3 protein-coding genes are annotated in these 5,141 nt (G+C 73.8%); all 3 read right to left on the bottom strand.

The window, feature by feature from the left end; all coding sequences use genetic code 11:
* On the bottom strand, window positions 1-1,644 hold a 1,644-nt coding region (locus tag MXD58_RS31750), incomplete at its 3' end, for a lysine N(6)-hydroxylase/L-ornithine N(5)-oxygenase family protein (protein ID WP_518478456.1).
* Window positions 1,641-3,725 (bottom strand): IucA/IucC family protein, encoded by a 2,085-nt coding sequence (locus MXD58_RS19480; protein WP_248836428.1) that lies wholly within the window; start codon window positions 3,723-3,725, stop codon window positions 1,641-1,643. The genes MXD58_RS31750 and MXD58_RS19480, both read right to left, overlap by 4 nt.
* Window positions 3,634-5,141, bottom strand: a 1,508-nt coding sequence (locus tag MXD58_RS19475; protein WP_250609688.1) for a pyridoxal phosphate-dependent decarboxylase family protein, incomplete at its 5' end; no start/stop codon positions are given. The genes MXD58_RS19475 and MXD58_RS19480, both read right to left, overlap by 92 nt.

Raw genomic sequence — 5,141 nt, 5'->3', positions numbered from 1 at the left:
CCCATCGCGTCCACGTAGCCGCCGGGGCCGCAGAAGTCGACCTGCCAGTCTATGTTGATCACGGCGGTCGTGGCGGGTCCGCCAGCCGGCCTCCGGCCGCCGCGCGCCCGCGGTTTGCGGCGTCACCCGTCCGCTGCCCGGTTCCTGGGGCGAACGGGGGCGCGGGTGTCGCCCGGCGGCCGACGTGCCGAGCCCGGCGGTCTCGGCCGGGCTGGTGGCCGACGGGTCCGATCCGGCGGGTACGCCAAAGGTGGTGAACGCGGAGGGTGGCGGAAGCCGGTGCGCGCGTCCCCCGGTCAGGTCATCGAGGATGACCGCCGAGCGCCAGGCGCCGAGTCCGAGGTCCGGAGCGCCGACCCCATGGGTGTGCAGCTCGGCGTTCTGCACGTACAGGCGGCCCGTCAGCTCGGGTCGGGTGGCCACCCGGTAGCGACCGTCGACCCTGAACCTTCCCGCCTCGTCGAGGTCGAGCAGGTCGGCCAGCGGCTCGAGCGGCGCCGGGCGCCGGGGGGCGTACCCGGTGGCGAGCACCGCCGCGTCCACCGTCAGCTCGAAGGAGCGGTCCTGGCCGCGGTGCCGGCACGCGAGCGTGATCTCGCCGCGCTCGCTGCGCTGGGACGCGGACTCGACCGTCACCCCGGGCAGCAGGGTGGCGGCCGGGTCCGGGGTGTCGATCGTCCGTTCGTAGAGCAGGTCGTAGATCTCCGCGATCGTGTCCGCGTCGATTGCCTTGTAGAGCTGCCACTGGGTGGGGACCAGCGCGTCCCGCTGCCGTGGGGACAGACCGCGAAAGTACGCGACGTAGTCGGGAGTGAACTGTTCGAGCCCGAGCTTCGAGTATTCCATCGGCGCGAAGGAGGGGGTGCGGGTCAGCCAGGTCAGCCGCTGCGCCCCCGGCTGCTGGGTCCGCAGCAGGTCGGCGAAGACCTCTGCGCCCGACTGGCCCGATCCGACCACGGCGATCCGCCGGCGGTCCGCCAGGGACGCCCGTCGCTGACGGTAGTGGGCAGAGTGGAACGCCAGGTCGGGGGCGATGCCGGCGGCGGAGAAGGCCGGCGGGACCGCGGGTTCCGTGCCGATGCCGAGAACGAGGTGCCGCGCGGACACCACCCGGGTGGGCCCCGTGGCCAGGTCGTCGGCGCTGGACCCGGTGTGCGTGAGGGCTACCCGGAACAGCTCGCTGTCCGCGTCCCAGGCGACCGCCTCGACCCGGATTCCGAAGTGGGTCGAGCCCAGCCCGCGCGCGACCCAGCGGCAGTAGGCGTCGTACTCGCGTCGAGGAATATGGAAACGCTCATAGAAGTAGAAGCGGAACAGCCGGTCATGGGCCCGCAGGTAGGAGAGGAACGACCATCGGCTGGTCGGGTCGACGAGGGTGACCAGGTCCGCGAGGAACGGCACCTGCAGCGTGGTGCCCTCCAGCAGGAGTCCGGGATGCCAGCTGAACGCCGGCGCCTGCTCGAAGAACGCCGTCCGCAGTCCGGGCAACCCGTCCGCGAGCGCCGCCAGGGACAGGTTGAACGGGCCCAGACCGATCCCCACGACGTCGTAGGCCGGCTCGCCCGGCCGGGCGATGGCAGGATCCGGTGACGAGGCGGCGGCCGAGCCCGGACCGGAATCGGACAGCGGATTGCTGGGTGTCACGCGGCGGCCTCCAACAACGGGTTCGGGATCTGCACGTAGACCGATTGGGCGGCCACTGGCCCGATCAGCTCATCCCGCCCGTCGACGCACGTGCGCAGATTGCCCTTGCTGGGCAGCGTGGCGGCGGACAGAAGGATGGTGAGCAGGCGGCGGCGGGAAGGGGGGGTCCGCTGCGGGCCATGGTCCGAGCGGGTGGCCCGTTCCATCCGGGCGAGCACGTCACGGACCCGTCCGAGCAGGCGGACCTCGTCCGCGATGCCCGCCGCGCCCAGCGCGCCGACAACAGCGAAGGTGTTGTTCACGAACAGGTAGTAGATGATCCTTTCAGTGACCAGCGCGTCGTCGAAGACGACGTCCAGACCTGTGGCGAAACCGGGCAGCATGGACTCCGTGGCCGCGGCAGCCGACTCGGCGACGTAGTAGCCCTGGCTGTCGCGATACCAGCCGGCGACCGGCCAGCCCTCGTCGTCGAGGCTGACCAGCGTGTTCTGCAGATGCGCCTCGACGCCGACCCCGAAACGCAGGAACAGGTCCAGCACGGGGACCACCAGCACCTCCAGGTAGCGCGCGAACCACGTTTCCGCGAGGGCCGCGATCGGCTCGTGGCGGCGCTCGGCCAGTTGGCGCAGGATCCGGGGCAGCATGGCCGCGCGGGCCCGGCCACGACTGTCGGCCGCCTGGTCGGGCCGGGGGGCGACGAGCGCCGCGCCGCAGGCCACCCGGTCGTCCCGTCCGAACGGGTTGGTTCGAAAGGCGGTCTCCAGCCCGACGGCGCCAGGGTCGCCAGGGTCGCCATGGTCGCCGGTGTCGCCGGTGTCGCCGGTGTCGCCGGTGTCGCCGGTGTCGCCGGTGTCGCCGGGGACGTCCGCCGACCGGGCCGCCGCCGCGCTGGTCCGGACGGCGCCGCCCGCGGTGGTGCGCGGGGCGTCGGGATGAACCACCGCCACCCACGCGGGCTCCCCGATCAGCCGGAAGCGCGGATGGCGCGCGGCCAACGCCCGACCCAGGCCGGCATCCACCAGATTCGTGATCATCTCGGCCAGCCGGAGCTCTCCGCGCTGCAGGACCCGCCGGGAGTTGGTGATGCGCAGGCCCAGGGAGAGTTTGAGCATCACCGGGCTGTCGGGACGCCAGACCGTCCGGACGGACGTGGTCGGGAACCACGGCGGGCCGGACCCGCCGAGATCGACCAGGAGCCCGTCCGCGAGCAGGTCGCTGATCGGTCCGCCGCCGCGCGCGAGAAGGTCCTGGGCCTGCCAGGGATGGGCTGGCACCGGCAGGTAGCCGGCGGGCAGCTCGCCCCCGGTCGGGCGGCGCGACCAGGCCGCGGCATGCCGGTCACCCCCGGATCCGCTGAACAGCCCGGTCAGCAGGCGCTCCATGGCGCCGCGGCCGGTTTCCCGCGCGGCGCCGGCGGCCTGACCCGACAGGTCCAGGACGGCGGGATGCGCGGCGAACCAGTGCAGGGCAAAGGAACCGGCCCGTTCGGGGGAGTACGTGGCCATCGCCTGGTCGGAGGCGCCCTGCCGGCTCGCCCCGGCGGGATGGAAGGGATGGCCCGTGAGCGGCGCCCGCTCGGCGGCCAGGAACGGAGGCGTCCCCCCGAGGTGCGGTGACGACGACCGACGGGCATCGAGATGACCCGCGATGCGCCGCGCCGAATCGATCATCCGGCCAAGGGCCTCGCCGCCGGCCGCGGCGGGACGTCCGAGTTCTGCGGTGATCTCCCGGACCAGCAGCGCGGCGAGCAGGCCGCCGTCCACAGGTGACGCCGTCCCGGCCGGCGGGACAAGCTCCGGCGGGGAGAAACAGTGCCAGCCGGTGGGTGACCGGTGCGTCATCGCCACCCGCACGGTCAGGCCGGAGGCGGGCAGAGGCAGTTCGACGGTGCCATCGGCGGCGGTCGACGCCGAGGCGCTCTCCCGCAGCCAACAGCGCAGCAGGATTTCCGTGACGACGTCATCGGCGATGACCTCGGTGGCGCTGCGGTCACCACGCACGGGACGCCTCGCCCATCCCGGTGGCGTGGTCGTCCAGGTCGTCCAGGTCGTCCAGGTCGTCGCCTCGGCCGGCCAGTTCATCGCCGGTCGCGGCGATCAGCGCGAGCAGGGCGTCGACATCGGCCGGGGTGGCATCGGGATTGAGCAGCGTGAGCTTCAGCCACACCGCCCGATCGGGCCCGGTCCGGGTCCTGCCGACCACGGCCCGCCCCTCCACCAGCAGTCTGCGCCGGATCTCCGCGTTGCGCCGGTCCAGCCGTCGGATCGCGGGCGGCTCGCCCGATCGGGCGGTGGTGGACGGCCCCCGGTGGCGGAAGACGACCGTGCTCAGCGTGACCGGAAAGGCGATCTCCAGCCGGTGATCAGTGCGGATCGCCTGCTCCGCGTGGCGGGCGAGCTCGTGACAGGCGTCGACGCGGGAGCCCAGCCCGACGCGGCCGAGGGCGCGGAACGTCACGGCAATCGGGAAGCAGTCGGCGCGGCGCGTGGTCCGCGGCGACCGGTCAAGGAGGCTGGGGAAGCCGGCGTCCTGGTCATCGTCCGAACGGAGGTAGTCCGCCTGGGCGGCACGCAGGCTGGGCCACCCGTCCGGACGAGGGGTGAGGAAGACGCCCGCCGCCGCCGGCTGCCACCCCAACTTGTGCAGGTCCATAGCGATCGAGTCGGCCCGGGCGAGCCCGGACAGGAGGCCGGCGAGGCGGTCGGAGAACAGCGCCCCCCCGCCGTAGGCGGCGTCGACGTGCAGCCAGCCGAGGGACGCGGGCGGGTGCTCGCCCGGCCGGTGCAGGCACTCGCGTAACCGGGCGCGGTGCTCGTCGACGGCCGCGGCGAGGTCCGGCAGGGGATCGATGGCGCCGGCGTCCGTGGTGCCCGCGGTCGCCACGACCACGGCGGGGCCGTCGTGGGTGCCAAGCGCCTGCCGGAGCAGGTCGACGCGCATCCGGTCCCGGTCGTCGGTGGGGATCACGACGACGGGTGGACCGGCCAGGCCGAGGATGGCGGCGGCCCGGTCGATGGACAGGTGGGCGGCGGCGGAGCGGAACACCCGCGTCGCCGGGGCGCCGGCGGCGTTCCGGGTGAGTGCGGCGTTCCGGGTGAGTGCGGCGTCCCGGGTGAGCGCGGCGTCCCGGGCGAGTAGCAGGCCCAGGAGATTGGACTCGCTACCGCCGGTGGTGATCGTGCCACTCGCCCGGGACGGATCCAGACCGGCCAGACCGGCGAGCGCGGCGATGACTTCCGTCTCCACGGTCGTCGCCGCCGGCGCCTGATCCCACGAGTCCAGGGACGGGTTGAGCGCGCTCACCGCGAGATCCGCGGCGACGGCGACAGCCAGCGGTGGACAGTGCAGATGGGCCGCGCACCATGGGTCGGCGGGGTCGGCGCTGCCCGCGGCGAGGGCCGAGACGAGAGTCGTCAGCGCGGCCGGGGCGCCGATGCCCTCGTGCCGGAGCAGACCCGCACGGTCGGGGGTGGCGCCCAGCGCCGCCCGGATGGCAT

Origin of the sequence: Frankia sp. AgKG'84/4, assembly GCF_023242965.2 — a bacterium.
Classification (GTDB): domain Bacteria; phylum Actinomycetota; class Actinomycetes; order Frankiales; family Frankiaceae; genus Frankia.
This window is presented reverse-complemented; position numbering and strand designations above follow the sequence as displayed.